Genomic DNA, 24,641 nt, shown 5'->3' with positions numbered 1-24,641 from the left:
CCGCGCTCTGGACTTTCCGCACTGCGGCACCAGATCTTGAGGCCAGACCCTTCCCTTGTCTGGCCCGGCGGCCTCCACTAGGGTCGCCGCGAGATCGACAACCCGAGCGAAGAATTTCAGCACCATGACCTTCAACAAAGACGTCGTCGAGGCGATCGGCAACACGCCTCTGATCAAGCTGAAGCGCGCATCCGAACTGACCGGCTGCACCATTCTCGGCAAGGCCGAATTCATGAATCCCGGCCAGTCGGTGAAGGACCGCGCGGGCAAATGGATGATCCTTGAAGCCGAGAAGCGCGGCGATCTGAAGCCCGGCGGTCTCATTGTCGAGTCGACTGCGGGCAATACCGGTATCGGTCTCGCCGTGGTGGCGAGCGCGCGCGGCTATCGCACGCTGATCGTGATCCCGGAGACGCAGAGCCAGGAAAAGAAAGATATGCTGCGGCTCAACGGCGCCGAGCTGATCGAAGTGCCCGCGCTGCCGTTCGCCAATCCGAACAACTATCAACATGTCGGACGACGGCTCGCAGATCAGCTGCGCAAGACCGAACCGAACGGCGTTCTGTTTGCCGACCAGTGGAACAATCTCGACAATGCCAAAGCCCATTATGAATCGACGGGCCCCGAGATCTGGGAGCAGACTGCCGGCAAGGTGGACGGCTTCATTTCGGCAGTCGGTACCGGCGGCACGCTAGCCGGCACGACCCGCTACCTGAAGGAAAAGAACAACAACATTGTTACGGCCTGCGCCGATCCAAATGGCTTTGCGATGTATAACTGGTTCAAGCATGGCGAAGCCAAGTCCACGCCCGGCGATTCCATCACGGAAGGCATCGGGATTGGCCGCGTGACGCCGGTCATCGAGACCGCGAAGGTCGATACCGCCTTCTTGATCCCTGACGAGGAAGCCGTCGCCGTCATCTACGACCTGCTCCAGCACGAAGGCCTCTGTCTCGGCGGCTCGACCGGAATTAACATCGCCGGGGCGATCCGTCTCGCGAAGGAGTTGGGCCCAGGCAAGACCATCGTCACCCTTCTCTGCGACTCCGGCGGCCGCTATCAGTCGAAGCTGTTCAATCCCGACTTCATGCGCAGCAAGAACCTGCCGGTGCCGGCATGGCTGGAGACGAAGAACAATATCTCGGTGCCGTTCGAGAAAGTCTGAGGCAAAGCCTCAGCGGAGAATCTGGCTCAGAAACAGCTTCGTCCGCGCATGCTGCGGATTGGCGAAGAACTTGTCCGGTGTATTCGCCTCGATGATTTGCCCGGCATCCATGAATACGACGCGGCTGGCGACTTCCCTGGCAAAGCCCATCTCGTGCGTGACCACAAGCATGGTCATGCCCTCGCCGGCAAGATCGACCATGGTGTCGAGCACTTCCTTGACCATTTCCGGGTCCAGCGCCGATGTCGGCTCGTCGAACAGCATCACCTTCGGCGTCATCGTCAGCGCCCGGGCGATCGCCACACGCTGCTGCTGGCCGCCGGAGAGCTGACCGGGATAGGCATTGGCCTTGTCTGGAATGCGCACCCGCTCCAGATACTTCATCGCCGCAGCATCGGCGTCCTTCTTCGGCATATGCCGTACCCAGATCGGCGCCAACGTGCAGTTCTCAAGCACCGTCAGATGCGGAAACAGGTTGAAGCTCTGGAACACCATCCCGACATCACGCCTGATATCGTCGACGCGGCGCAGGTTGGGACCGAGTTCGATGCCGTCGACCGTGATGCGGCCTTCCTGAAACTCCTCCAGCGCATTGATGCAGCGGATCAGCGTCGATTTGCCCGAGCCCGACGGCCCGCAGATCACGATGCGCTCGCTGCGGCCGACCGCAAGATCGATGTCGCGCAGCACGTGGAAATCGCCGAACCATTTGTTGAGGCCGGCAACCGAGACGATGGGATTCACGGATACGGACATGTCACCTCAACTCCGTCGATGCACATTGAGCCGGTGCTCGACGAATAGCGAATAGCGCGAGATGCCGAAGCACATCACGAAATACATGATGCCGGTAAAGGCAAAACCGGTGAACAAGGTCGTCGGCGTCGACCAGTTCGGATCTGCGAACGCCGCGCGGAGTTGGCCGAGCAAATCGAACAGCGCCACGATCGACACCAGTGACGTATCCTTCAAAAGCGCGATGAAGCTATTGACGAGGCCGGGAATAACATGGCGCAGCGCCTGCGGCATCACGACCAGACGCGTGGTCTTCCACCAGGACAGGCCTAGCGCACTTGCCGCCTCCGCCTGACCGCGCGGGATCGCCTGCAACCCGCCGCGGATCACCTCGGCATTATAGGCACCAGCGAATAGCGCTATGCCGATCAGCGCGCGCACCAGCCCATCAACAGTGAAATTGCCCGGCAGGAACAGCGGCAGCATATAGGTCGCAAAGAACAATACGGTGATCAGCGGCACGCCGCGCCAGAATTCGATGAAGGCAATCGAGAACAGCCGGATCAACGGAATGGTCGAGCGTCGGCCAAGTGCCAGCGCGATGCCAACCGGCATCGACGTGACGATGCCTGTGATCGACACCACCAGCGTCACCAGCAATCCGCCCCAGAGCCGCGTATCGACGATCGGCAATCCGCCACGATCAAGCCGCAGCAGGGCGATGACGACGGCGATGCCAGCGAAGACGGAGATACTGTTGGCCAGCGCACGCCAGCCGCTGCGGAAGTGGCCGTTCAACAAGAACTTAAGCAGCGAGACAATGATGGCGGTTGTCGTCAGTTCGAACCAGACAGGTTTGCCATGAGTGACGCCTTCGTTGCGTAACCACTCAAACGGCAGCGCGACGAGTTGCAGGCCGTCGCCGAATGCTACGACGCCGTCGCCTATCAGCGTAAGCGGATAACCGATGACAGCAATATCGGACAGAAGGCCGATGCCCCTGAGCCGGCGACCGACATCCGTGATGTGGACCGCGACGGTCGACAGAAAATCCGTGGCCCAACTGATTCCGAAGCCATTGATGCCACCGCCATACAGCAGAAAGAACGCCACGACAGGGAAGGCAAGGAAGAACAGTCCGGCATTCACGCTCTTCGCGGGCAGACGCGGGATCAGCAGCGGCAACAGCAATAGCGCGCCGAGCAGGAAAGTGAGATTGACGCGCCAGCGTTCCGACTCAGGATAAAAGCCGTAGATAAACTGCTTGAATTTGGCCTGCACGAATGGCCAGCAGGCGCCGACGGCGTGGCCAGTATTTTCCGGCAGGCACGCCGTGCGGTCCTGCCCCTGCCAGACGGCGTCGATCAGCAGGAATTTGACCGTGGGGGCAATGGTGAACCACAGCAGCAACAGGCTGACGACAGTCAGCAGAATATTGGTCGGTGAATTCAGCAACCGTGTCTGCACAAAGCCGACGAAACCCGTGCTGCGCACTGGAGCGGCGCGCTCTGTAACCAGTTCTTTTGCAACGAAGCTGGTGTCGCTCATGCGCCCATGCTCCGCGAGATCCGCCAGCCATAGGCGCTCATGATGGCGCTAGTGACCAGTGAAATCACGAGATAGACCGCCATGGTGATGGCGATAATCTCGATGGCCTGCCCGGTCTGGCTCATGGTCGTCCCGGCAAAGACCGAGACCAGATCGGGATAGCCGATGGCAACAGCCAGCGACGAATTCTTGGTGAGGTTAAGATACTGGTTGGTCAGCGGCGGCAGGATCACGCGCATCGCCTGCGGCACCACGATCAGTCGCAGCGTTGCACCCCGGCTGAGCCCGAGCGATGCGCCCGCTTCGGTCTGTCCTTTATGCACCGACTGGACGCCCGCGCGCACGATCTCAGCGATGAAGGCGGCGGTGTAGGTCGAGAGCGCCAGTGTCAGCGCGACGAACTCCGGCAGCACACGCAGGCCGCCCGAAAAATTAAAACCTCTCAATACCGGATACTCGAATGTCACGGGCTTGCCGAGCACGAGCACCGTCAGCAACGGCAGGCCGATCAGCAAGCCCAAGGCGATCGGCCAGACGGCTATTACATGCCCCTTGGCGAACAGCTGCTGTCGCGCATAAACGCGCAACACCATCGCGGCGATGATCGCAACGATCACAGCGACCGCAACCGCCGTGAAAGCCTCCGTCCCGATCGGCTTCGGCAATCCAAAGCCGCGATTGCTGAGAAAGAAACTGTCCAGCAGCGAGATACTCTGTCGCGGCTGCGGCAGTGTCGCGAGCACGGCAAGATACCAGAACAGGATCTGGAACAGCAGCGGCAGGTTACGGATCAGTTCGACATAGCCGCCTGCGATCCGCGCCAGCAGCCAGTTCGGCGACATCCGGCCGAGCCCGACGATGAAGCCGATGATGGTCGCAAAGAAGATGCCAATCAGCGACACGACCAGCGTGTTCACGAGGCCGACAAGGAACACCTGCAGATAGGTGTCCGATTCCGAATACGGGATCAGCGCCTGACTGACGGCGAAGCCCGCTGTATTTGACAGGAAGCCAAAGCCGGATGCGATCTTCTGCGCGGCCAGATTGCTGCGTGCATTCTCGACGATCTCATAGCCTATCCAGACCAGCGCCGCGACGAACACGACCTGGAGCACAAAGCCGCTCCAGCCCGCCTGCCCGCCCAGCAAGCGCCGCAATTTTGCAGCGAGTTGCAGCGGCGGTTTTCTGGCTTCGGTCGATGTCGCCACGGGCGATGATGCGCTCAGCGGATCGGCGGCGCGTATTGGATACCGCCCTTGTTCCAGAGCTGGTTCAGTCCGCGCGAGATCCCGAGCTTGGAGCCTGCGCCTACATTGCGGTCGAACACCTCGCCGTAATTGCCGGTCGCCTTGATGATGCGCGCAAACCAGTCCTTGGTGAGGCCCAGCGTTTCGCCGAGATTGCCGTCGGTGCCGAAGATACGCTTCAGCTCCGGCTTGTCGGATTTCGCCTGGTCATCGACGTTCTTCTGGGTAATCCCGAGCTCTTCCGCATTGACCATCGCGAACAGCGTCCAGCGCACCACATCGAGCCACTGATCATCGCCATGACGCACCAATGGGCCAAGCGGCTCCTTGGAAATCACCTCAGGGAGCACGGCATGATCTGCAGGCACTGTGAGCTTCAGGCGTTCTGCATAAAGTTGCGAGAGATCAGCCGTGAAGACGTCGCAGCGGCCCGACTCATAGGCTTTGATAGTCTCGTCGGCGGTCGAGAACGCGATCACTTCATACTTCATGTTGTTGCCCTTGAAATAGTCGGCAACATTCTGCTCGTTGGTGGTGCCGGTCTGCAGGCAGATCGAGGCGCTATTCAGCTCGAGTGCCGAATTCACCTTGAGCGCCTTGCGGACCAGAAAACCCTGGCCGTCATAGTAGTTGATACCGGCGAAGTTCACGCCAAGCGACGTATCGCGCGACAGGGTCCAGGTCGTATTGCGCGACAGCACGTCGATCTCGCCGGACTGCAAGGCAGTAAAGCGATCCTTCGCCGAGAGCGGCACATATTTCACCTTGGTGGCATCGTTGAAGATCGCCGCCGCGATGCCGCGGCACAGGTCGACATCGAAGCCGACCCAGTTGCCCTTGTCATCCGGCGCCGAGAAACCCGGCAAGCCCTGGGTGACGCCGCAGGACAGCATGCCGCGGTCCTTCACGGTCTTGAGCGTCTGCGCAGATGCACCTTGCGCGGTCAGACTGGCGGCAAGAGCGAGAGAGAACATCAAGGTTGCGCGTTTCATGTAAGGCCTCTTTGGGGACGTCAGGACGCTCGGTCGACGCAAAGAATTGAATGACGAGCCTACGGATCAGTTCCATAGCCGTGAATGGCCCGACCGGAAAGGCGAACGACAGCAGAGACGATCTAAAAAGACCGTACGAATCAGCAGGAAATCGCAGATTTCGCGGCAGGCCCCTCAACGTGCCGCGGGGGATCGCGAGGTCCGCAACAGAGAACGATCAGCCAGCCGGGTCAAGGGGTTGACGGCCATCCGCCGTGTCCTCTTAGTGACGGAACCAGCCATTCGGCAACCCAGATGCCAATGGCCTTGCAACACCTGCAGACCGGCGGCCCCATTATGACAGCTTCGAACGATAATCACGGCACCACCTCGCTCGACACGGACACCGTGATCGTCACCGCCGGCCGCGACACCAAATCGCAGCGGGGCTTCGTCAATCCACCGGTCGTGCGCGGCTCCACGGTGCTGTATCCGACCGCCGACGACCTCCACGCGCATCGTGGCGAGTTTCAGTATGGCCGCCACGGCACGCCGACCACCAAGGCATTGCAGGAAGCGCTGATGGCACTGGAAGGCCCGAAATGTGCCGGCGTGGGGCTCGTGCCATCGGGCCTCGCCGCGATCTCGACCGCCCTGCTCTCGGTGCTCAAGGCCGGCGATCATCTCCTCGTCAGCGACAGCGCCTATCGGCCGACACGCAATTTCTGCAACGGCATGCTGGCACGCTACGGCATCGAGACCACCTATTTCGATCCGCTGATCGGCGCCGGCATTGAAGCGCTGTTCAAATCGAATACCCGCGCCGTCCTGGTCGAAGCGCCGGGCTCACAATCCTTCGAAATGCCGGATGTGCCTCTCATTGCCGGCATTGCGCATGCGCGCGGCGCGCTGGTGCTCGACGACAACACCTGGGCCACGCCGCTCTATCATCGCTCGCTCGAACAGGGCGTCGATATCAGTATCCAGGCGGCGACCAAATATATCGGCGGCCACTCGGACATCATGTTCGGCACCATCTCCGCCAATGACGCAGCCTGGCCGCTGATCAGCGAAGGCATCAGGCTGCTCGGGACATGCGCTGGCCCGGACGACGTCTTCCTCGCGCTGCGCGGGCTACGCACAATGTCCGTCCGGCTCGCGCATCATCAGCGCTCGGCGCTGGAGATGGCCCGGTGGCTGGAGACCCGCCCCGAAGTGCTGAAGGTGCTGCATCCCGCTTTGCCCAGCCATCCTGGCCACGCCATCTGGAAGCGCGACTTTACAGGCGCATCCGGCCTGTTCAGCATCATCCTGAAGCCGTCGCCGCAAAAGGCCGTCGATGCCCTGCTCGACACCGTCAAGCTGTTCGGCATGGGCTATTCCTGGGGCGGCTTCGAGAGCCTCGTCATCCCGTTCGACTGCTCGGATTATCGCAGCGCGACGAGATGGGCGCCCGGCGGTCCGGCGCTGCGATTTCATATCGGGCTGGAAAGTGTCGATGATCTGAAGGCTGATCTGGAGCGCGGCTTGGCGGCGTTCAACGCGGCGCTTTGATCGGCGAGGACGCCAGACGAAGACGCTCAGCTCTCGAGCGTCTTCGATCCGCTGCCGCGGTTCTTGATGATCAGCATGATGTTGCGGACATAGATTACGGTGGCAAAAGCCTGGCCGAGGATGATCACCGGCTCGCGCTTGGCTATGCCGTAGATCAGCGTCATGAACCCGCCGGCCATGGAGAAGAACCAGAAGGCCATCGGCACCACGCTCTGTCCGGCGCGTTCGCTGGAAATCCATTGCACGAGAAAGCGCGCGGTAAACAGCAGCTGGGCGATCAAACCAAAGGCGAGCCAGAAATCGAACTTCGCGACGAATACGTCGTAGATATAGTCGCCAAGCGCCTGACCGTATTGAATCAGCATTTATTTGAACTCGGTTGCGACCGGCGTCGTACGCTTGCGGCGGATCAGCCACCAGACGCCAGCGAGATCCATGATGCCGATCCAGAGCCGATCGAAAAAACCATAATTGGACACACCGGAATGGCGCGGCCGATCGGTGACATCGACATAGGCGATGTCGAAGCCCTCACGACGCACCAGCGCCGGGAGAAAGCGATGCAGACCATCGAAATAAGGCATCGACAAGAACACATCACGGCGGAACGCCTTCAGACCGCAGCCGGTATCTCGGGTACCGTCCTTGAGGATCGCATTGCGTACGGCATTGGCGATCTTCGATTGGGCTTTCTTGAAGCCGGTATCCTTGCGGCCAACGCGCTGCCCGGCGGCGAGACCAACACGTCCGCCGCCATCCTGAATGGCCAAAATCAGGTTGGGCAGGAATGCCGGATTGTTCTGGCCATCGCCGTCCAGCGTGGCCACGATGGCGCCGCGGGCGTTGCGCACGCCGGTTCGCACGGCGGCCGACTGGCCCGATGACGCAGCGTGGTCGATGCGGCGCAGGTTGGCGCGCGTTTGCATCAACTCGGCGAGCCGTGCTGGCGTCGCGTCGGTGGAGCCGTCATTGACGTAGATGATCTCATAGGGCCAGCGGCCGTCGAGCGCGGCGGTGATCTCGGCGATCAAAGGCGCGACATTGTCCTGCTCGTTGCGCACGGGCACGACAATGGAGACGTCGACGGGGGCAGCTTCGGGAGCGGACAAATCGGAGCTCATGGTTGGAGGGCGGTCCTGCGGGAACTTGTCGCAGCTGGCCCGGCGAAGACCGCTTATTATGGGGCCGCGGTCCCGCGGGCAACCCTTTTGAGATGGCCTGCGGACGGCCCTGGCAGCGGGTCGATCGTGCCGTCCTGGTGAATGGTGAACGCCAGATGTCGGGCCGCAAACCAGTATCGCACCGTCATGGCGCCAATCCAGCCGACCAGCCCGCCGCCGACCACGTCACTGGCATGATGCGCCAGCAGGACGAGCCGACTGGCACAGATGGCGACGGCGTAGACGATCATCACCGTGCGCAGCCGCGGCCAAAGCGCGGCGACCGCGAAAGCCAATGCGAAACTCGTGGTCGCATGACCCGACGGGAAACTGGCATAGGCTGGCGTCCAGGCGAAATGCGAAAAGTGAAAGGGGTCTGCCGCGCCACTGACGAAAGGCCGCCCACGGCCGAGCATGCCTTTGATGATTTCAGCCACGAAGACCGACAGCGCGACCGACAGGAAAATGTACTGAATGCGCGTGCCGAAGCTGACAAGTACGGCGCGCGACGTCCCGTGCCGCAGCGGCGCCAGCAGGGCCAGAACGATCATAAACGCGAACAACGCCAGCAGGACATATTCGTCCTTGCCGAAGTCAGTGAAGATACGCAGCGGCCACAGGCCGGCCGTGCCCCGCGCCGGCATCAGTCCGATCTCGGTGGCATCGACGATGAACATCAGCGCGATGATGATCACGGCTGTCACGGCGCCAAGCGCCAGCGAACGGCGCGCCCAATAACGAGCAGCTTCGGCACGCCGCGAATGCGACGGTGCGCGAACAAGCTGTGCGAATGACTGCCAGACAAGCGCAGCGAGTTGCGACAGATAGGTCTGTGGTTGCGATTTGTCCGGGGCTACCATTACTCGGTCCCTTCGGAGCGATAGATCGCCACCGAAATCGCTTTGCCCTGCGAGAAGTTATAGCCGTCGATGCGGGTTGCCATGTTGTAGCGCAGGCCGATGGCCTCGGCGCGCATCGCGAACTGGCGTTCTGAACGCAATTCGACAAGTGCGAAGCGACAGCTGCCCTGCCCGAGGAAATCCGCCGCGCCGGCACCATCAGTGAGTTGTGTGGATGTGCCGGTCATGAACACCAGGCTCGGCTCGTGATATCCCGCTGCCGCAGCCTTGGGACCGACGCAGACCACGTTACGCAGCGCACGTGCGATCTGCACACTCGGAAACAGCGGTCGGAGCGACGGCAGCAGCACGCCATAAAAGGCGGCGCTCATGAACAATGAGGCCACAACCGCATTCAGCAACGAGCGTTCTGCGCGGGCGTTATCATACAGCCACCAGGCAAACAGGCCGAAGACCAGTGCTGCGGCGGCAAATGGCCAGGCCAGAAACACCGGATGGCGGACGATCGCGACGGCACCGATCTCGGCGACCACAGCGGTTAGCGCCGGGATCGCGAACCACCAAGCCGCGCCGCGCGCCAGCCAATTGCGCGCCAGCACCTGGCGTTCAAGCGCGCCGATGACGAGGATGGCGATCGCCGGATAGAGCGGTAGCACGTAATGCGGCAGCTTGGTCATCACGACTTCGAACACGATCCAGGATGGGATCAGCCAGGCCAGCAGATATTGTGCGCCGGGCTCGCGGCGCGCGCGCCAGATCGCCGGCGTGGCCATACCGGCCAGCGGCGCTCCGGGCCAGAAGGTGATCCAGAACAGCAGGAAATACATGCCCGGAGGCGCGCCGTGGGATTCTTGTGCAGCCAGTTTGCTCAGCATGTCGCCACCGAGCGAATTGGAGAAGAACGCTTGCCCCGACTTCAGGAAGATCGCGACGAACCACGGCAGCACCAGGAACAGCATCCAGATGACGCCGACCAGCGGCCGTAATCGCCACAGCCATGCGACCGAGCGATCCATGATCGCCAGCGCAATGATCGTCAGCCCGACGAACATCAGGATCAGCGGGCCCTTGACCAGAATGCTGATCGCCATGGCCGTCCAGAACACCGCCGGCTCCTGCCAGCGCGACTTGTCGGCCTCCTCGCCGCGCTGCCACGCCAGGTAAATCCGCGCCATCGCGCCCATCACGGCAATGACCGTCAGCAGCAGCATGGCGTCGGTCTTGGCGAGCCGGGCCTCGACGTTGAGCAAGACCGAACTGCACATGATCAACGCAGCCAGCACGGCGCCGCGCCGCGCCAGGAAGGCCAGCGCAGTCCAATAGGTCAGCAACACTGCACCAATGGCACCGATCAGCGATGGCACGCGATAGAGCCAGATGCGAACTTCGGCGTTCTGCAAGCCCAGCGCCTCAGCGGTCTCGACCACGGCCGCCTGCATCCAGTAGATGCCGACCGGCTTCTTGTAGCGGACCTCGTCCTGGAACCGGATGTCGACGAAATCGCCTGTCTCGACCATCTGCTTGGTCGCCTGCGCGAAGCGCGCTTCGTCGCGGTCGATCGGCGGGATGGTGAAGAAGCCCGGCAGGAAGAACAGGAACCCGCAAATGGTCAGGAACGCGACCGCGCGGGCATGGCCGGAGCTGACGAAATCAAGCACGCGCACCAGTCTGCTGCCTGGATCGACACGGGTTTTCGGCTCGCGCGGGGCGCCAAATCGGGGTCTTGGATAGGTCTCGGCCATGCCTGTCGCATACGCTGAAACCGCCGACCGGACAACCAGTTAGCCCGTGCTTATTGGATTCTGACCACAACTGTGTCTGCGGTGCCCATGGCGTCCATGACCGTCAGCCGGACGAAACCCGGACCAGGCGGATCGACCAGCCGCTGGCGCCGGCTGTCGAGTTCCCCAGCAGCCATGCCATTGACCAGAACGGTCATGGGCAGCACCCCGCCGGCCACCTTAACCGGCACTGCCGAAAGCTGCCCCTCGCCGACAGTGGCATCGATCCGGGAACCGTTCAGCGGGAACTGGATATGCAGGGCCTGATCGCTGCCGGTCCGGATCAGCTCGCCGACAGGGCGGAACCGACGCAGCGGCAGCGGCAATTTTGCATTACTGGCCATCAGCACGCCCTTGGGCGCCTTCGGCAACGAAGCCGGCAGCTTGCCGGTCCGGGCAAAGGCATCGAACAGGATCGGAGCCGCGGCCGTACGACCGACCAGGCCGGGCACCGGCGCGCCATCGGGCCGGCCGACCCAGACGCCGATGGTCATGCGTCCGTCGAAACCGACCGACCAGGCGTCGCGATAGCCGTAGCTGGTGCCGGTCTTGAAGGCGATCCGGTTATGCGCGGCATTCTCCGGCGGCGGCGTGCCGATCAGGACATTGCCAACCTGCCAGGCTGCGACCGGATCCATCAGCCGCAACGACTCGCGATCGTCGCCACCATTGGCCTGCATGATCTCCCGCAGCGGCTTCGAACTGCCGAGCCGCGCCACGCCCGTATAGAGCTGGACGAGGTCCTGCAGCGTAATGCCGACGCCGCCGAGCCCCATGGCGAGACCGGGCGCCTCACCCGGCGGCAGCACCAGATTGCCGCCCGCCTGTTTGAGCCTTGACGACAGCCGCGACGTGCCAACACGATCCAGCAGCGCAATAGCCGGCACATTCAGTGAGAGCTGCAGCGCCTTGCGCACCGGCACAGTGCCCTGAAAGCTCATGTCGAAATTCTCCGGCGCGTAGCTGCCGAAGCGCACCGGCCGATCCTCGATCAGGCTTTCCGGATGCACGAAGCCATCTTCAAAGGCGAGGCCATAGATGAACGGCTTCAACGTCGAGCCGGGCGAGCGCACCGCGCGGGTCATATCGACCTGCCCGGCGCGTCGGTCGTCGAAATAATCGGGCGAGCCGACATGGGCGAGCACGTCGCCGCTCTCGTTGTCGACTGCGATCAGGCCGATGGAGATATTGTTGCCCAGCGCCGCCGCGCGGTCACGCGCGAGGCCTTCAAGCGCACGCTGGATACCGGCATCGAGCGCCAGCTTGATGATGGGGCGATCCTTGTGCAGCGACGTTGCCTGATCCGCAGAATGCGGCGCCAGGATCGGCATCGGCTTGCGCAGCTTTGGCACGCTGACGGATTTCGCCTGCATGGCATCCGCAGCCGACACCCTGCCCTCGCCGACCATGCGTTCAAGCACGCGGTCGCGCGCCACGCGCGCATTGCCGGGATGACGATCGAGCCGGCGGTGTTCCGGCGATTGCGGCAGCGCTACGAGCAATGCAGATTCCGCCAGCGACAGCCGTTTCGGCTCCTTGCCGAAATAGGCGACCGACGCGGCGCGAAGACCTTCGAGATTGCCGCCGAACGGCGCCAGCGCCAGATAGAGATCGAGGATCTGATCCTTGCTCATCTGCCGCTCGATCTGCAGCGCACGGACGGCCTGTCTGATCTTCGCCGATATCGAGCGTTGCTGCCGCGGCTCGATCAGCCGTGCAAGTTGCATGGTGATGGTCGAGCCACCCGACACGATCTCGCCGCGCGTCACGAGTTGAAGCGCGGCGCGGCCGAGCGCCAGCGGATCGACACCATGATGGCTGTAGAAGCGCTTGTCCTCGTAGCCGAGCAGTATGTTGAGATAACCGGGATCGACGGACGTCCTCGCATCGACCGGAAGCCGCCAGCGACCGTCGGTCATGGCATAGGCGCGCAAGAGTTTGCCGTTGCGATCGATAACGGTGGTGGAGATTTCGCGGGCATGGTCGAGCGGCAAAGGGCCGAGGGAGGCCACCCACGCGGCGGTCGCTGCACCAGTCAGGACCACAACTACGGTGGCAGCGGCGACAGCCTTTCGGATAAGCCACCAGCCTCTCCTCACGTCGTGGCCGGGCTTGTCCCGGCCATCCACGTCTTGCCCACGATCCACACAAGAATACATGGATCCCCGGGACAAGCCCGGGGATGACGGAGTGTGTGGTGTGGACGTGCCCTCGCTCATTTCGGCTTCGCGACCTCGACACTGCCCGTCCCCGTCCGCCCGTAGCGCGACGGATTATACATGTCCTCCACATAGGCTTGCGGCAGCACGTACTTTCCGGGCGACACTGCGCGGACGATGTAAGCGACGGTGAACACCGCCTTGTCGTCGCTCTTCCGGTCGATCGCCGCTGTGAAGCGGTCGTCGCGGAATTCGGTGTTCTCAGGTTCTTCGCCATCCTCGATCCAGTCCAGCGTGCCGCTGTCGCCCGACGACACCAGATGCGGATTGTCGATCTCGAAACCGGCCGGCAGATAGTCGGCCACCATGATGTGCCCGTATTCCGGCTTGGCCTCGGTGATCTTCAGCACCACGGCAAAGCGATCGTTCTGCTTGGCCTTGGTGACGTCGGCAGGCTTGCCGTCGAGCGTGAAGTAATTGCGCTCGATCTTGAAGCCGTTGGATGCCGCCGGCTCTGGCGTGATCGGCGAACCGGACACCGAGACGACCGCCTGCACCGGCGTATCGCCAGTGTTGGTGATCTTGATCGGTTGCCCGGACATCTCCGCCGCCTTGTAGCTGCGATAGAGAGCGGTCTTCACAGCCGAGCCGTTGACGTCGAGCGCCAGCGTGTTGGCTTCCTTGGCCAGCGCACGCGATGCCAGCACCAGCCACGCATTCTCCTGCGTTGAGGTGAATGGCGTCAGGCCGCGCGCGGCCTCGACACGCTGGACCGCCTGCGTCAGCGTTGCACGCGGCGCATTGCCTTCGCTGGCCAACGAGACCAGCGCGGCCGCGTCGCGGAGCGCTGAGCCGTAATCGACGCGGCCAAATTCGATGGCCGGCTTCGGAGCGAGGCTTTCGACGGCCGCCGCATAGACACGTTCCGCACGGGCACGGTCACCGACCAGCGCCAGCGCCGCCGCCAGCTGTGACTTGGCGATGGGCGTCGCCAGGTTCTTCAGCTTGGTGTCGGCGAGATAGCGCAGATCGCCGATTGGCGCAGTGCCGTTCTTGGCCAGCACGTAAAGCCCGTAAGCAAGATCGCGGCCGCCATCCTTCTCCGGTTCGTCAGCATTGACGACCGAATTGCGCACGCGGTCGAGCGCGGCACGGAACAGCACGTCCGGCACCACAAAACCTTTTTCGCGGGCGCGGGTCAGGAAGTCCGTGACATAAGCATCGAGCCAGGCATCGTCGCCGCCCGCCGACCACAGGCCGAACGAGCCGTTCGAGCCCTGACGCGCCAGCAGTCTGTCGATCGAGTCCTTGATGCGCTGATCGACACCGGTATCCATCGCCAGATGCGCGCCGGCCGCGAGATCGTTCACATAGAGGAGCGGCATCGCGCGGCTGGTGATCTGCTCGGAGCAGCCATAGGGATAGCGATCCAGCGCCTTCAGGATGGTCGCTGCATCCAATGCGGTGGACAGGCTGACCGACAGCGAGACGCCGCCGGTGCCCGATACGAGATCGGAGAACATGTCCGACGTCAGCGTCAGGCTCTCGCCCTTCGCCAGCGTGCGGATCGAGCGCCGCGCCAGCACCTGCGTGGCCGCCTTGACGTCGAGCACATAGTGCCGTGCCAGCGTCAGCCCGTTCGGTCCCTTGATATCGACATCGAACTGGGCCGTGCCCGCACCGGATGCATCGATGGCCAGCGCCATCGAGGTCCGCTGTTTGGCCGCGAGCTTGATCGTCGTCGCCGGATTGCCGGTCACCTTGACGGGGCCGGAGGTCTTTACAGCGATGGTGTAGTCGCCCGGTGCGCCTTCGACATTGTCGAGGTCGAAGCTCATGGTGCCCTTGTCGCCGGACAGCAGGAACCGCGGCAGGGTCGCAGTGAGCACCACGGGATCGCGCACCGTGACGTCCACAGTGGCGCGGCCGAGCTTGGTCGCGGTCCAGGCCACGGCCATCACGCGGGCAGTGCCGGCGAATTCGGGAATCTCGAACTCGATTTGCGCAGTGCCGTCGGCGGCCACGGTGACGATGCCGGAATACAACGCCATCGGCTTCTGGGTCGGCGGCGAGCCCTCGATCTGCGCGCCGGCACTATCACCGCCAGTGCGCAACTGACCGCGGGTGCCCTGCATGCCGTCGATCAACTGCCCATAGATGTCGCGAATTTCCGACGTCATGCGGCGCTGGCCGAGATAGTAATCGTCCGGCGCTGGCGGCTTGTAATTGGTCAGGTTGAGAATGCCGACATCGACCGCAGCCACCACGATCTTGGCGTCCTCGCCGGGATTGAGCCCGCCGAGTTTCACCGGCAGCTTCAGCGTCGTGCTGGGCCGGATCAGCGCCGGCGGCGACAGTGCGACGTCGAGCGTGCGTGCTTTTTTGTCCATACCGAACCACTTCAACCCGATGGCGCGGCCGGGCATCCGCTTGGCGGCGGCGTCGAGAGGTCGGCGCAGCGTGGCCACCACATAGGCGCCTGTGCCCCAGTCCTTGCCGACCGGGATCTTGATCTGCGACTGGCCTTCCTTGACGGCGATGCTCTGGGTGGTCAGCAGGCGATCGCCCAGCACATTGATGGTCAGCAGGCCGGCGGTGCGGGCATTGACCGAAACGATCATGGTGTCGCCCGACAGATATTCCGGCTTGTCGATGGAGGTCTCCAGCAGGTCCGGCGTATCGGCGCTGCCGTCGGAATACCAGCCGACATCGAACTGCACCGAGGTGATCGGACCGTCGGCTTCATTCGATTTAACGTCGAGCCGATAGCGGCCGGGCTGCGGCTGCAGCGAGATGCGGGCCGGAGCATTGGCGGCGATGGTGAGATCGCCATCGGCGACGCGCTTCGTCGATTTGACTGGTTCATAATCCCAGGACGAATTCTGCCGATACCACTGGTAGCGGGATTCCATCTTCAGCAATTCGTAGCGCAGTCCGCTGCGGGCCAGCGAGGTCCCCTCCGGCGACACGACCACCACGTCGAAAGCGGCGTTGTCCCCCTCGGCGACATTCTTGTCCTTGAACAGTGGCTTCACGCCAATCATCGGCGCACTCGGCGCAACAGGCAGCACGAACTTGCGCTCGACGGCGCGGCCGCCGGATTCGGTCATGCGGATGAAGATCTGCGCCTCCTGCGGCCGCGTCGAGGACGGCGGCTTGGCGAGGCTAACCGGGAACGTCGCGACACCATTGGCATCGGCCTCCGGCAGGCCTTCGATCGGCGTCCGCTCATTGCTGACGCTTTCCTCGTCGGCAACGCCGAACTGGTAGCCGGCGAATCCTGGGCGGTTCGCGGCAGGGCTGACAAGCAGATCGCCTTCGAGCTGCAGGCCCGACGCGGGAGCGCCGTAGAGGAAACGACCATCGACTTTAAGTTCTACAGGAGCATCAGCTTTGATTAGCTTATCCTTGGAAGATATATCGAATTCAATCCGATCCGGGACGTAATCCTCGACCATGAAAGTGGTCTCGCCGACCGACGGCGCCTTCGGATCGGTGAAGGCACGAACGCGCCAGGTGCCCGTTGGAACCGCCGAATTCAGTGGCAGCGTCAGGCTGCGACCGCCTGCGCCCTGGTCAGGCAGGACGGCGCGGCGGAACTCGACGCCATCGGGGCGCTCGACCACGAGAGTCATTGGGCCCGAGGTCACGGCATTGCCCTGCCCGTCGCGCAACAGCGCGGTGAGATAGACCGTCTCGCCGGAGCGATAGACGCCGCGCTCGGCATAGACGAAAGCATCGGCACCGGCAGGAACCGCGCGGCCGGAGACGCCACGATCACTGAGATCGAAGGCGTTCGATTTGAGACTCAGGAACGCATAGTCGTTCTTGTCTGATGTCACCGTCAGCAATGCTGGCGACAGACCGCCCTCGCCCTTGGCGAGCCCCGCCTCGAACAGCACATGGCCGGAGTCGTCGGTCTTCCTGGTCGCAAGAATCTCGTTGTTGCGCGCGACCAGCCGGACGTAGGCTTTGGTCATCGGATCGGTCGAAGCGAGCGAATTGACGAAAACGTGGATGCCGTCATTGCCCGAGAAAGCCGTGAGACCAAGATCCGACACGATGAACCACTGGGTCGCCAGCGAGCCGTCGTCATCGCCACTGCCAGACCCCGGACCCTTGGCCGCCGCGGTCATGACATAAACGCCGGGCTGCAGCTCGCCGATGGCCTGATCGACGGGGAATGCCGTGGTGACGTCGGCATTGAGCGTCGACGCCGTGGCCAGCTCGCCGGTCCAGACCTTCATGCCGCGCTCGTCGCCGAGGCTCTCAAGCTGGTACTTGCTCAGTGCCGTCTGGAAGTCGCTGCCGATGACGGTGTTGATCAGATTGCGGTCGCCGATCCGGAACACATTGACGGTGACCGCCTGGGTATTGACCGAGACCACGGGGATACCCTGCTGGCCCGTGCGCGGCAGCACATAGGCGCGGCCGGTGAAACGCACGAACGGCTTGCGATCACGCACATAGATATTGAACTCGGCCGATTTCGGCAGGCTCTCCTTCACCGTCGACGGCAGACCGGCGCGCAGGTTGATATTGTAGCGCTCGCCATGCTTGAGGCCCTCGACGCAGAGCTGCTTCTCCTCGGAGGTCAATGCCGGCTTGTCGCTGCCGGCGAGCGCCAGGAACGGCGCGAAATCGACCCGCTTGGCGAGTTCTTCCGAGAACTGGAAACAGGCCCGCGGCGAGGCGGAATCCGAGTCCACTGTGTAATCGAGCAGCCGGAAGCCGTGATCGTCGCGCAGCTTCTCGTATTGGCCGCGGACGTCGGCGACCTCGCGCATCTCGAGCGACAGGCGCAGCGCGTCCAGCGCCGGACGCCACAGCTTGCGTTCTTCCATGGCCCGGCCGAGCACGGCCAGCGCCTCGGCCTCCTCGCCGGCATTACCGGCGCGCTGATAGGCGATATAGGCCGCTGTCGCAGCGCGCTCGCGCAGGAAGGTGGTTTCGGACGAGGTTGCCGGGCGGATCTGGAAGATCGTCTTGGCGAGCCGCAGCCAGTTGGCGCTGTCATCGGGCGCAATGGCCACGATCTGGCCCAGCGTCTGCAGACCGGCCCGGAAATCCGAGCGTTTGAAGGCCGCGTCCGCGTCGGTGCGCAAAGTTGCCGCGCTCTTGGCGACAGGCCCCGCCTCGCTCTTGATCTGCGCCTCGAGCTTGATCGCGGAATCCGCGAGCTCATCCCGTCGGAAAGCCTTGTCGGCCGCGTGAGCCGAGATGAGGCCGAACGCCAGCGTGGCGCAGACAGTGACGGCGCGAACCAGACCAATCATGGACAACTCCCCTGCACGGACGAATGCCGCCTGGATTCAAATGTGCGTAAAAACGGTGACGGACTCATGGCCAGCTTGTTCGCGAGTCTCTCGACCGGCGCAACGCGAGACACGACGATTGCTGGCAACATCATGTGACGAACCCGGGTAACTCAAATCGCAGCCCCACGCGCAAGCCGCGGGCATCATGGCGGCGGGCCCTGCCGAAAGCAAAGCCACGTCACCGCCGATTGGTCGCGCCTGTGTGGGAAACGGTTCGAGCACGCGCCGACGATTTTGGTGACAGTTTTACAACGGGTCATACGCGCATGAACGGCCGGCCCGGCCCGCGATCGCCCCCTACGCGTTTTAATCAAACGCGACACGTTAAGACTAAAAGCAGCCTGTTGGGGACGACTGGAGATCACGGGTACCCAAGTCTTCCAGCTGCGGTCAGATGGGTGTGCCTTGCGGCACCGGATGATCACGGCGATCGCCCGCCCGCTCGGTCGTTCTGGGCGCATCGCATCATGATCGAACTTCTTTTGGCGACAAGTTCACTGGCGGGCCTCGCCGTCGGACTGGTCGGCCCCGTATGGGTCATTGTCGTGACGACCGTGCTGGTCGCTGTCCTGTCCGCCGCCGTGACATGGGGCCAGGGATTTCCGGCGCTGGGCGGTGTGGCGGTCACGACCGGATGTCTGATCGCGTGCCAGATCTCCTATATGGCCGGCCGTTTCGTGACTAGGCAATACGGCTTCCCGGAGCAGCTATTTGAGGACCACATCGACGGCGAGCCAGGCGAGACCGGCCAGCGCGGCATCTCCAGTGACAATAGCAAGGACGATAAGCCACCATCGCGGCCCCCGCCGTCGGAGTCTTAGGGTCCGCCAGTCTGCGGACGCCGACTCTGCGAGACGATCCCCGAACGGGACAGGAATCGAAGCGACGTCAAAGGTACAGACGGACGTTCGGTTTTGGGACGAAAAGCGGATCAAGTCGGCACACTTTCTGGCTGAAATCGCGGGTTCACCGCTCAATCAGCAAGAGAAAGGCCAGCTCACCGACCGCCCAAACGCTTGAAAACCGTGTCCGAATCCGGCCAATTTACCCGGTCTGTCCAAGCCATACCGACGATGATATGACGACGCGCCGGTCCCATAGCTCAACTGGATAGAGTAACGGATTTCTACTCCGTGGGTTGCAGGTTCGAATCCTGCTGGGATCGCCACGTCATTTTCCGATTCCAATACTTTCAATGACTTGCCGTACATTATAACGCGGTAACTTTTTTCACGGTCAACGTGCCTCAATCAGAGACGCAGTCGTGGGTCTTTGCAGGATTGGCGGTTGTGATCGCACTGATCATATACGGATCGTGGATTGGACAGATCGCGACGAATTTTTCAAAGCTGCGGCGGCCTTCTTCGGCGCCGCGTTGGCTTCGCCTAAACAACGCTTAACTCCTTGGCACTTCGTTAGTTCCGCCTCCGCCAAAAACTGTCTTCTTGTGTCCCGCGCATGACGGCTTACGCTGAAGACCCTGCGGATCTCTCCGTCGCCGTGCCGACAGCGGTGCAGCCTTGTGGGCACCGCCAAACCGGACACGCGTTAGTAGTTTCGCGGGAAGTGAACGATGGCAGAGACAAATAACGCTGGACGCGGTCTTTTCGAAAGCGAGCGCGCCTTTCGGCTCCTCGTTCAAGGCGTCACAGATTATGCGATCTATCTGCTGGACCTGAACGGCATTGTGTCAAATTGGAATACAGGCGCCGAGAAGATCAAAGGATATTCCGCAGATGAAATCGTGGGTCAGCATTTTTCGGTTTTCTACCCCCCGGAGGATCGCGAAGCCGGACTTCCCGCTGCTGCGCTAGAGGCCGCGCGGCGGGACAAACGCTTCGAAGCGGAAGGCTGGCGGATGCGTAAGGACGGTTCGCGATTTTTCGCTTCCGTTGTCATTGATGCCATTTATGAAGATGGTGTGCTTGTCGGTTTCGCGAAAATCACTCGGGACATCACCGAGCGGATGCAGGCGCGCGTCGCATTAAACGAGAGCGAGAACCATTTTCGCCTGCTGGTGGGAAATGTCACCGACTACGCTTTGTATATGCTTGATCCGGAAGGTCGGATCACCAGCTGGAACTTGGGCGGCCAGCGAATCAAGGGCTATCTTCCCGAAGAAATTATCGGACAGCACTTCTCGCGATTTTACACCCCTGGTGATCGCGAAGCGGGAAAGCCGGCGCGTGCTCTGGAGACTGCCCGTAAGAACGGCCGTTACGAGGAGGAAGGCTTACGCGTTCGCAAAGACGGCACGTTTTTCTGGGCGAGTGTGGTCATCGATCCCGTCCGCAATGATGCAGGCGAGTTGATCGGCTTTGCCAAGATTACGCGCGACATCACGGAACGACGGCTGGCGGCGCAGCAACTTGAAAATATGCAAAGGCAGCTGGCTGAATCACAGAAGATGGATGCGCTCGGTCAGCTGACCGGTGGAGTGGCACATGATTTTAATAACCTGCTTATGGCGGTTACCGGTAACGCTCGGCTTATCAAGCGCCACGCCATCGACCCTCGCGTGGTCAAGGCAGCAGAAGCGATAGAGGCGAGCGTTCGCCGCGGGGCGGCACTGACGCGCCAACTGCTGACTTTTGCGCGGCGCCAACAAGTCGACCCGGTGCTGCTTGACGTTGGAGAGACTGTGCAAGCTGTACGCGAAGTCTTGGCCACAGTCCTAGGCAGCGCGATAAAGCTCGAAATCTCCGTACCCGCCGGAGTCTGGCCGGTCTTCGCGGATCCGACCGAGCTCGAGACCGCAATCATCAATCTCGGCATCAATTCTCGTGATGCCATGCCCGACGGGGGCACGTTGACGATCACAGCAGAAAATCATCGTGTCGCGGACGGAGAAGATATAGGCGAGCATGTGAATATCAAAGTGATCGATACCGGCGCTGGTATTCCTGAGGATGTCATTGCGAAGGTGTTCGATCCCTTTTTCACGACCAAGCCTGTCGGCAAGGGAACGGGATTGGGGCTCTCGCAAGTCCATGGCTTTGTCAACCAGGCTGGCGGCAGTGTAGAAATCAAAAGCAAGCTCGGCGCAGGCACGGAAATCGTCATTCGGCTCCCGCGCGGAGAGGGCCATGCTGGCGTGCATGAAGCAGAGGTTCTGGCCGAAGGCGCCGGCACCGTTCTTCTCGTTGAAGACAATCCAGATGTCGCAACCTCCAGCACCGTTCTTTTGGAAGAGCTGGGATATCGCGTGAAATGGGTAACGGACGCAGAATCTGCAATGCGCGAGATTGAACGCGACGGCATCGACATTGTATTTAGTGATATTGTGATGCCGGGAAAGTTGGATGGTCTCGGCCTCGCTCGCAATCTCAGACGGAGTCACCCGCACATGCCGGTGGTGCTTGCGACGGGCTACAGTGACGCCTCCCGAAAATCAGGTTCAGAGTTTCTGCTATTGCGCAAACCCTATGAGCTTCACGAGCTCAGCAATGCATTAGAGACAGCTCGCAGCAGTGTCGCTTGACAGCATCCTCTGACCATCCATGTGAAGCGCGCCGGTCGGGCCGGCTCTGGCACCGCTTTCTGTGCCAAACCGGTTTCGGAGGTGACCTCCTTCACAACCGCGAATTTGTTGCGCCGCAGAGCGACCTAGGGCGCCGGATTCGGCTCGGAACGATATTCGATTACTGAGATTGATCGCATACAGGCACGGAAGCAGCGCTCCCGATGCAGATCCCTTACGGTATTTCGGGCGATTTATTTCTCCGAGGCTCTTTACGTCTGATTTGTGGAGCGCAGAATGAGGTCTGTTCTGAAGTGGGGAGGAAGCGATGAAAGAGCTTCTACATGCACGAGCAATGGAGAGCATGTGTCGACAGCGCGCCTCGTTTTTTCCCGAGGAAAGTTGGAAATTTCTAGCCGAAGCCGAAAGGTGGAAGCATCGGGCGCTTGATTTGATCAGCGACCATCACGTTGACTGTAACCAGCCAGCTCTGCCAGATGCTGCTGAACCTTCTCACATTCACGCGTCACGCTAGGTCTTTCATTTCGGCAACGCTGGAACTTTTATTCGCGTATCAATGCGAGCTGCGCCGCATCTTTCGAACTAGCACGCGAAAGCTGATGGCCCGATATCAATAGGCCCGCTCTTCGCCGGCCTTGCGATACTTTGTCTCAGGGAACTACACTCATCTTCTTGTCGTTGGTTCAACGCGCCCGCTGTTTTGCGAAATAGTGGAGTGTTTGTCGCGCGGTGAAACCTAGGACATCGATGGCTCCCACAAAGCTCCAACGAAAAGCGATCGCAACAGCAGTTCAACTGAGGGCCATGTCTCGAAGGTGCAAAGAGTTCGCCAAATTCGTCGGATTTCGGTCAGTATCAGATCGGCTGAATGCTTTGGCGGCGAAATACCAGGAAGAAGCTTGGCAGGTTGAGGAACGCGCTGGACTGCACTTGAACGGAGGGGATCCCGACGAGCCCTCGAGCGGATAGATTTCAGGCGAGAAGGTCTGACCATGGCCTGGAATGCCGGCGGCCGATTTACTGATGGAAGCCCAAGCGATCGCGTCATGCGACGAGCCGGTTACACGCGGCCGCGACACAGTACCAAGTAGATTACGCTCTGTCGCTCGCGGAACACTGCACGTTCTTAGGCAAGAGTAGAACGTGCTCGACAGCCTAAGCGATGAATGCCCCGCGTGCTGAAGGCCGGTTCGTCATGAACATCAGCAGTCGCTGCCTTGAGCCTTCGCCCCGTCGGCCTGCTGCGCCGCAGTTGGCTTCCCTTGCATTTGCTTCTGGGCGTCCTCAGATGAAGCAGGAATATTCCCGGACTGCTGGTTCATGGCGCTCGTCGGCGGGTGCTGATCAGTTTTGGAATTTGCACCGACAGTCGAGCCGGTGTTGCCTGGAGTCGGGCCCGAACCAGCGTCGCGCATTTCAGTCGTTTTGCTGGTGTTGCATGGACCCGCTTGGACCGACGCGCTACCGAGACCCAGCGTGGCTGCACAAACTAGTACAACTTGGCGTGTTACTTTCATCTGCCTCTCCTTTGGTTAGGTCGGCATAGCGACGGCCTTGCGAGGATGCCGGCCTTTGCCTTAACCGGCCCGATGACGCCAAGTTCCGAACTCACTCGGAAACTGAGGCCGCGGATACCTTCTTGATAAAGAGCCTGAGGCGACACGCCAGATGCGTCGCTTTTCCGCACAATCATATGCCCTTAGGAGAGTTCACTTAGCTCACATCAAGCCCAGCTGCGGCGCGCGCGACTTCGCCAAATTTGCCGGCCTTGACACGGCCGCCTTTGAGGCGCCGAACATTACAATGGCAAATAAAGCTCAGTTCTCCATTCTCGCTTACCAGCGACGGCCAGGATTCTGGCGTGCAGCTATTTCCCGCAAAGATGGAGCCGTCCTGACCATGAATGGCGTTGCATTGAAAAGCGTTGTCACGTCTGAGGATTTCCCATCAGAAGAAGAGGCTTATACGGATGCCGAGAAGGTTATCCGTATGATTTAGGCAGAGGCTTCCACCAGCGCAGCAGACGCGCGGTACCGGAATCGAATTGCCGACGCCAGCCACCTAACGCATGTTCTCGAACGTCCGCATCGCAGATATCACCGCCGTGGTCAGGTAGGGCTTCGGAATGAAAAGCGCGTTGGCCGGAATCGTCATGGGCCTCGCTTTCCCAGTTGTGATAATGATGTGGATCGGTGGCCACCTGTCACGAACAGCAGCAGCTAGCTTGAGGCCATCCATGGAGCCGGGCATATCGATATCCGTGAATACGAGGTGGATATCCTGGCGGGCCTCTAGGACGGCAATTGCCTGATTGGCGTCGCTGACCTGCAAAACATCGAAGCCTGATTCGACCAATTCTTCGCTGATCAAATCCCGAATGAGGGCTTCATCCTCAACAACCAGCACTGTCGGCATTCCGAAACCTCGAGAGCCAACATGGCACTCCTCCTAAGTTAGTTAGCGTACAATCGTTCCCGATCATTACTTCGGAGACTTGAGATTGGAGTCCCGCCAAGCCCTCGAACGAGCATCCGCTTCGTAGTCTCGAGCTTTCTTCAAGCGAGCCTGCTTGGCATCGCCCTCGGGGAGCTTGCCAGCCTTGTCAGACTGGATTTTCCCCAGCCGGCGGTTTTCTTCAGCGTCGGGCACTTGCTTCATGACA

Annotated in this window: 18 protein-coding genes and 1 tRNA gene; 6 read left to right on the top strand and 13 right to left on the bottom strand. The window is 61.4% G+C overall.

Features of this window, described 5'->3' with window-relative positions:
• The first annotated feature begins 124 nt into the window (after nt 1–124).
• Nucleotides 125–1,165 (top strand): cysteine synthase A, encoded by a 1,041-nt coding sequence (locus tag AB7951_RS13290; RefSeq protein WP_120289659.1) that lies wholly within the window; start codon nt 125–127, stop codon nt 1,163–1,165.
• 9 nt (nt 1,166–1,174) lie between these two features.
• Here the strand turns inward: AB7951_RS13290 and AB7951_RS13285 are convergent, their stop codons facing one another.
• From AB7951_RS13285 to AB7951_RS13270, 4 genes are read right to left on the bottom strand one after another with little or no spacing between them, the layout of a single operon-like run.
• On the bottom strand, nt 1,175–1,921 hold the full coding sequence (locus tag AB7951_RS13285; RefSeq protein ID WP_120289657.1) for an amino acid ABC transporter ATP-binding protein: 747 nt from the start codon (nt 1,919–1,921) through the stop codon (nt 1,175–1,177).
• Between the two features lie 6 nt (nt 1,922–1,927).
• Nucleotides 1,928–3,448, bottom strand: coding sequence for an amino acid ABC transporter permease (locus AB7951_RS13280; RefSeq protein ID WP_120289655.1), 1,521 nt, complete (start codon nt 3,446–3,448; stop codon nt 1,928–1,930).
• On the bottom strand, nt 3,445–4,656 hold the full coding sequence (locus AB7951_RS13275; RefSeq protein ID WP_120289653.1) for an ABC transporter permease subunit: 1,212 nt from the start codon (nt 4,654–4,656) through the stop codon (nt 3,445–3,447). The genes AB7951_RS13280 and AB7951_RS13275 overlap by 4 nt, the downstream gene beginning before the upstream one ends.
• A 14-nt stretch (nt 4,657–4,670) precedes the next feature.
• Complete coding sequence (locus AB7951_RS13270) at nt 4,671–5,687, bottom strand: amino acid ABC transporter substrate-binding protein (protein WP_093758538.1); 1,017 nt, start codon at nt 5,685–5,687, stop codon at nt 4,671–4,673.
• 336 nt (nt 5,688–6,023) lie between these two features.
• Between AB7951_RS13270 and metC the strand changes: the two genes are divergently transcribed.
• Nucleotides 6,024–7,220, top strand: a complete 1,197-nt coding sequence (gene metC / locus AB7951_RS13265; protein ID WP_120290321.1) for a cystathionine beta-lyase — start codon at nt 6,024–6,026, stop codon at nt 7,218–7,220.
• Nucleotides 7,221–7,246: 26 nt separating this feature from the next.
• On the opposite strand, the gene AB7951_RS13260 is transcribed toward metC, so the two are convergent.
• The 6 genes from AB7951_RS13260 to AB7951_RS13235 are packed head-to-tail and all read right to left on the bottom strand — an operon-like array spanning nt 7,247 to nt 18,456.
• A complete protein-coding gene (locus tag AB7951_RS13260; protein WP_089264280.1) occupies nt 7,247–7,585 on the bottom strand; it encodes a lipid-A-disaccharide synthase N-terminal domain-containing protein in 339 nt (112 codons plus the stop codon).
• Nucleotides 7,586–8,341: a glycosyltransferase family 2 protein gene (locus tag AB7951_RS13255; RefSeq protein WP_120289651.1), complete on the bottom strand. Its 756-nt coding sequence runs from the start codon at nt 8,339–8,341 to the stop codon at nt 7,586–7,588.
• 56 nt (nt 8,342–8,397) lie between these two features.
• A complete protein-coding gene (locus AB7951_RS13250; protein ID WP_120289649.1) occupies nt 8,398–9,240 on the bottom strand; it encodes a phosphatase PAP2 family protein in 843 nt (280 codons plus the stop codon).
• Complete coding sequence (locus AB7951_RS13245) at nt 9,240–10,982, bottom strand: ArnT family glycosyltransferase (RefSeq protein ID WP_120289647.1); 1,743 nt, start codon at nt 10,980–10,982, stop codon at nt 9,240–9,242. Before AB7951_RS13245 ends, AB7951_RS13250 begins: the two co-directional genes overlap by 1 nt.
• Before the next feature lie 50 nt (nt 10,983–11,032).
• Entirely contained in the window at nt 11,033–13,240 is a 2,208-nt protein-coding gene (pbpC, locus tag AB7951_RS13240; protein WP_120289645.1) for a penicillin-binding protein 1C, read from the bottom strand.
• The gene (locus tag AB7951_RS13235; RefSeq protein WP_439061605.1) at nt 13,237–18,456 is read right to left on the bottom strand and encodes an alpha-2-macroglobulin family protein; all 5,220 of its coding nucleotides are present in this window, start codon (nt 18,454–18,456) and stop codon (nt 13,237–13,239) included. Before AB7951_RS13235 ends, pbpC begins: the two co-directional genes overlap by 4 nt.
• A 509-nt stretch (nt 18,457–18,965) precedes the next feature.
• Here AB7951_RS13235 and AB7951_RS13230 point away from each other — a divergent pair.
• From AB7951_RS13230 to AB7951_RS13220, 3 genes are all read left to right on the top strand, one after another.
• Nucleotides 18,966–19,319, top strand: a complete 354-nt coding sequence (locus AB7951_RS13230) for a hypothetical protein (protein ID WP_120289641.1) — start codon at nt 18,966–18,968, stop codon at nt 19,317–19,319.
• 270 nt (nt 19,320–19,589) lie between these two features.
• Nucleotides 19,590–19,666, top strand: a tRNA-Arg gene (locus tag AB7951_RS13225).
• 405 nt (nt 19,667–20,071) lie between these two features.
• A complete protein-coding gene (locus tag AB7951_RS13220) occupies nt 20,072–21,979 on the top strand; it encodes a hybrid sensor histidine kinase/response regulator (RefSeq protein WP_093758530.1) in 1,908 nt (635 codons plus the stop codon).
• 1,202 nt (nt 21,980–23,181) lie between these two features.
• On the opposite strand, the gene AB7951_RS13215 is transcribed toward AB7951_RS13220, so the two are convergent.
• Nucleotides 23,182–23,496 carry a hypothetical protein gene (locus AB7951_RS13215; protein WP_244628519.1) on the bottom strand — a complete coding sequence of 105 codons (315 nt, stop codon included), beginning with the start codon at nt 23,494–23,496 and terminating at the stop codon, nt 23,182–23,184.
• 151 nt (nt 23,497–23,647) lie between these two features.
• Here AB7951_RS13215 and AB7951_RS13210 point away from each other — a divergent pair, with 151 nt between their 5' ends.
• Nucleotides 23,648–23,977 (top strand): hypothetical protein, encoded by a 330-nt coding sequence (locus AB7951_RS13210; protein WP_120289637.1) that lies wholly within the window; start codon nt 23,648–23,650, stop codon nt 23,975–23,977.
• A gap of 63 nt (nt 23,978–24,040) precedes the next feature.
• On the opposite strand, the gene AB7951_RS13205 is transcribed toward AB7951_RS13210, so the two are convergent.
• Nucleotides 24,041–24,394, bottom strand: a complete 354-nt coding sequence (locus AB7951_RS13205; protein WP_120289635.1) for a response regulator — start codon at nt 24,392–24,394, stop codon at nt 24,041–24,043.
• 66 nt (nt 24,395–24,460) lie between these two features.
• The gene (locus AB7951_RS13200) at nt 24,461–24,637 is read right to left on the bottom strand and encodes a hypothetical protein (RefSeq protein WP_158596797.1); all 177 of its coding nucleotides are present in this window, start codon (nt 24,635–24,637) and stop codon (nt 24,461–24,463) included.
• Nucleotides 24,638–24,641: the final 4 nt, after the last annotated feature.

It is taken from the genome of Tardiphaga sp. 285_C5_N1_2 (genome assembly GCF_052076065.1).
GTDB classification, from domain to species: domain Bacteria; phylum Pseudomonadota; class Alphaproteobacteria; order Rhizobiales; family Xanthobacteraceae; genus Tardiphaga; species Tardiphaga robiniae.
The sequence above is the reverse complement of the archived record's forward strand: the minus strand, read 5'-3'. Positions and strand labels throughout refer to the sequence as shown.

Bases quoted from the DNA above. Each gene is read 5' to 3' on its own strand.
- AB7951_RS13245 (WP_120289647.1), bottom strand. From the start codon at position 10,982: ATGGCCGAGACCTATCCAAGACCCCGATTTGGCGCCCCGCGCGAGCCG.
- AB7951_RS13205 (WP_120289635.1), bottom strand. From the start codon at position 24,394: ATGCCGACAGTGCTGGTTGTTGAGGATGAAGCCCTCATTCGGGATTTG.
- AB7951_RS13230 (WP_120289641.1), top strand. From the start codon at position 18,966: ATGATCGAACTTCTTTTGGCGACAAGTTCACTGGCGGGCCTCGCCGTC.
- AB7951_RS13285 (WP_120289657.1), bottom strand. From the start codon at position 1,921: ATGTCCGTATCCGTGAATCCCATCGTCTCGGTTGCCGGCCTCAACAAA.
- metC (WP_120290321.1), top strand. From the start codon at position 6,024: ATGACAGCTTCGAACGATAATCACGGCACCACCTCGCTCGACACGGAC.
- AB7951_RS13210 (WP_120289637.1), top strand. From the start codon at position 23,648: ATGCGTCGCTTTTCCGCACAATCATATGCCCTTAGGAGAGTTCACTTA.
- pbpC (WP_120289645.1), bottom strand. From the start codon at position 13,240: ATGAGCGAGGGCACGTCCACACCACACACTCCGTCATCCCCGGGCTTG.
- AB7951_RS13260 (WP_089264280.1), bottom strand. From the start codon at position 7,585: ATGCTGATTCAATACGGTCAGGCGCTTGGCGACTATATCTACGACGTA.
- AB7951_RS13235 (WP_439061605.1), bottom strand. From the start codon at position 18,456: ATGATTGGTCTGGTTCGCGCCGTCACTGTCTGCGCCACGCTGGCGTTC.
- AB7951_RS13280 (WP_120289655.1), bottom strand. From the start codon at position 3,448: ATGAGCGACACCAGCTTCGTTGCAAAAGAACTGGTTACAGAGCGCGCC.
- AB7951_RS13250 (WP_120289649.1), bottom strand. From the start codon at position 9,240: ATGGTAGCCCCGGACAAATCGCAACCACAGACCTATCTGTCGCAACTC.
- AB7951_RS13270 (WP_093758538.1), bottom strand. From the start codon at position 5,687: ATGAAACGCGCAACCTTGATGTTCTCTCTCGCTCTTGCCGCCAGTCTG.
- AB7951_RS13200 (WP_158596797.1), bottom strand. From the start codon at position 24,637: ATGAAGCAAGTGCCCGACGCTGAAGAAAACCGCCGGCTGGGGAAAATC.
- AB7951_RS13255 (WP_120289651.1), bottom strand. From the start codon at position 8,341: ATGAGCTCCGATTTGTCCGCTCCCGAAGCTGCCCCCGTCGACGTCTCC.
- AB7951_RS13215 (WP_244628519.1), bottom strand. From the start codon at position 23,496: ATGAAAGTAACACGCCAAGTTGTACTAGTTTGTGCAGCCACGCTGGGT.
- AB7951_RS13290 (WP_120289659.1), top strand. From the start codon at position 125: ATGACCTTCAACAAAGACGTCGTCGAGGCGATCGGCAACACGCCTCTG.
- AB7951_RS13220 (WP_093758530.1), top strand. From the start codon at position 20,072: ATGGCAGAGACAAATAACGCTGGACGCGGTCTTTTCGAAAGCGAGCGC.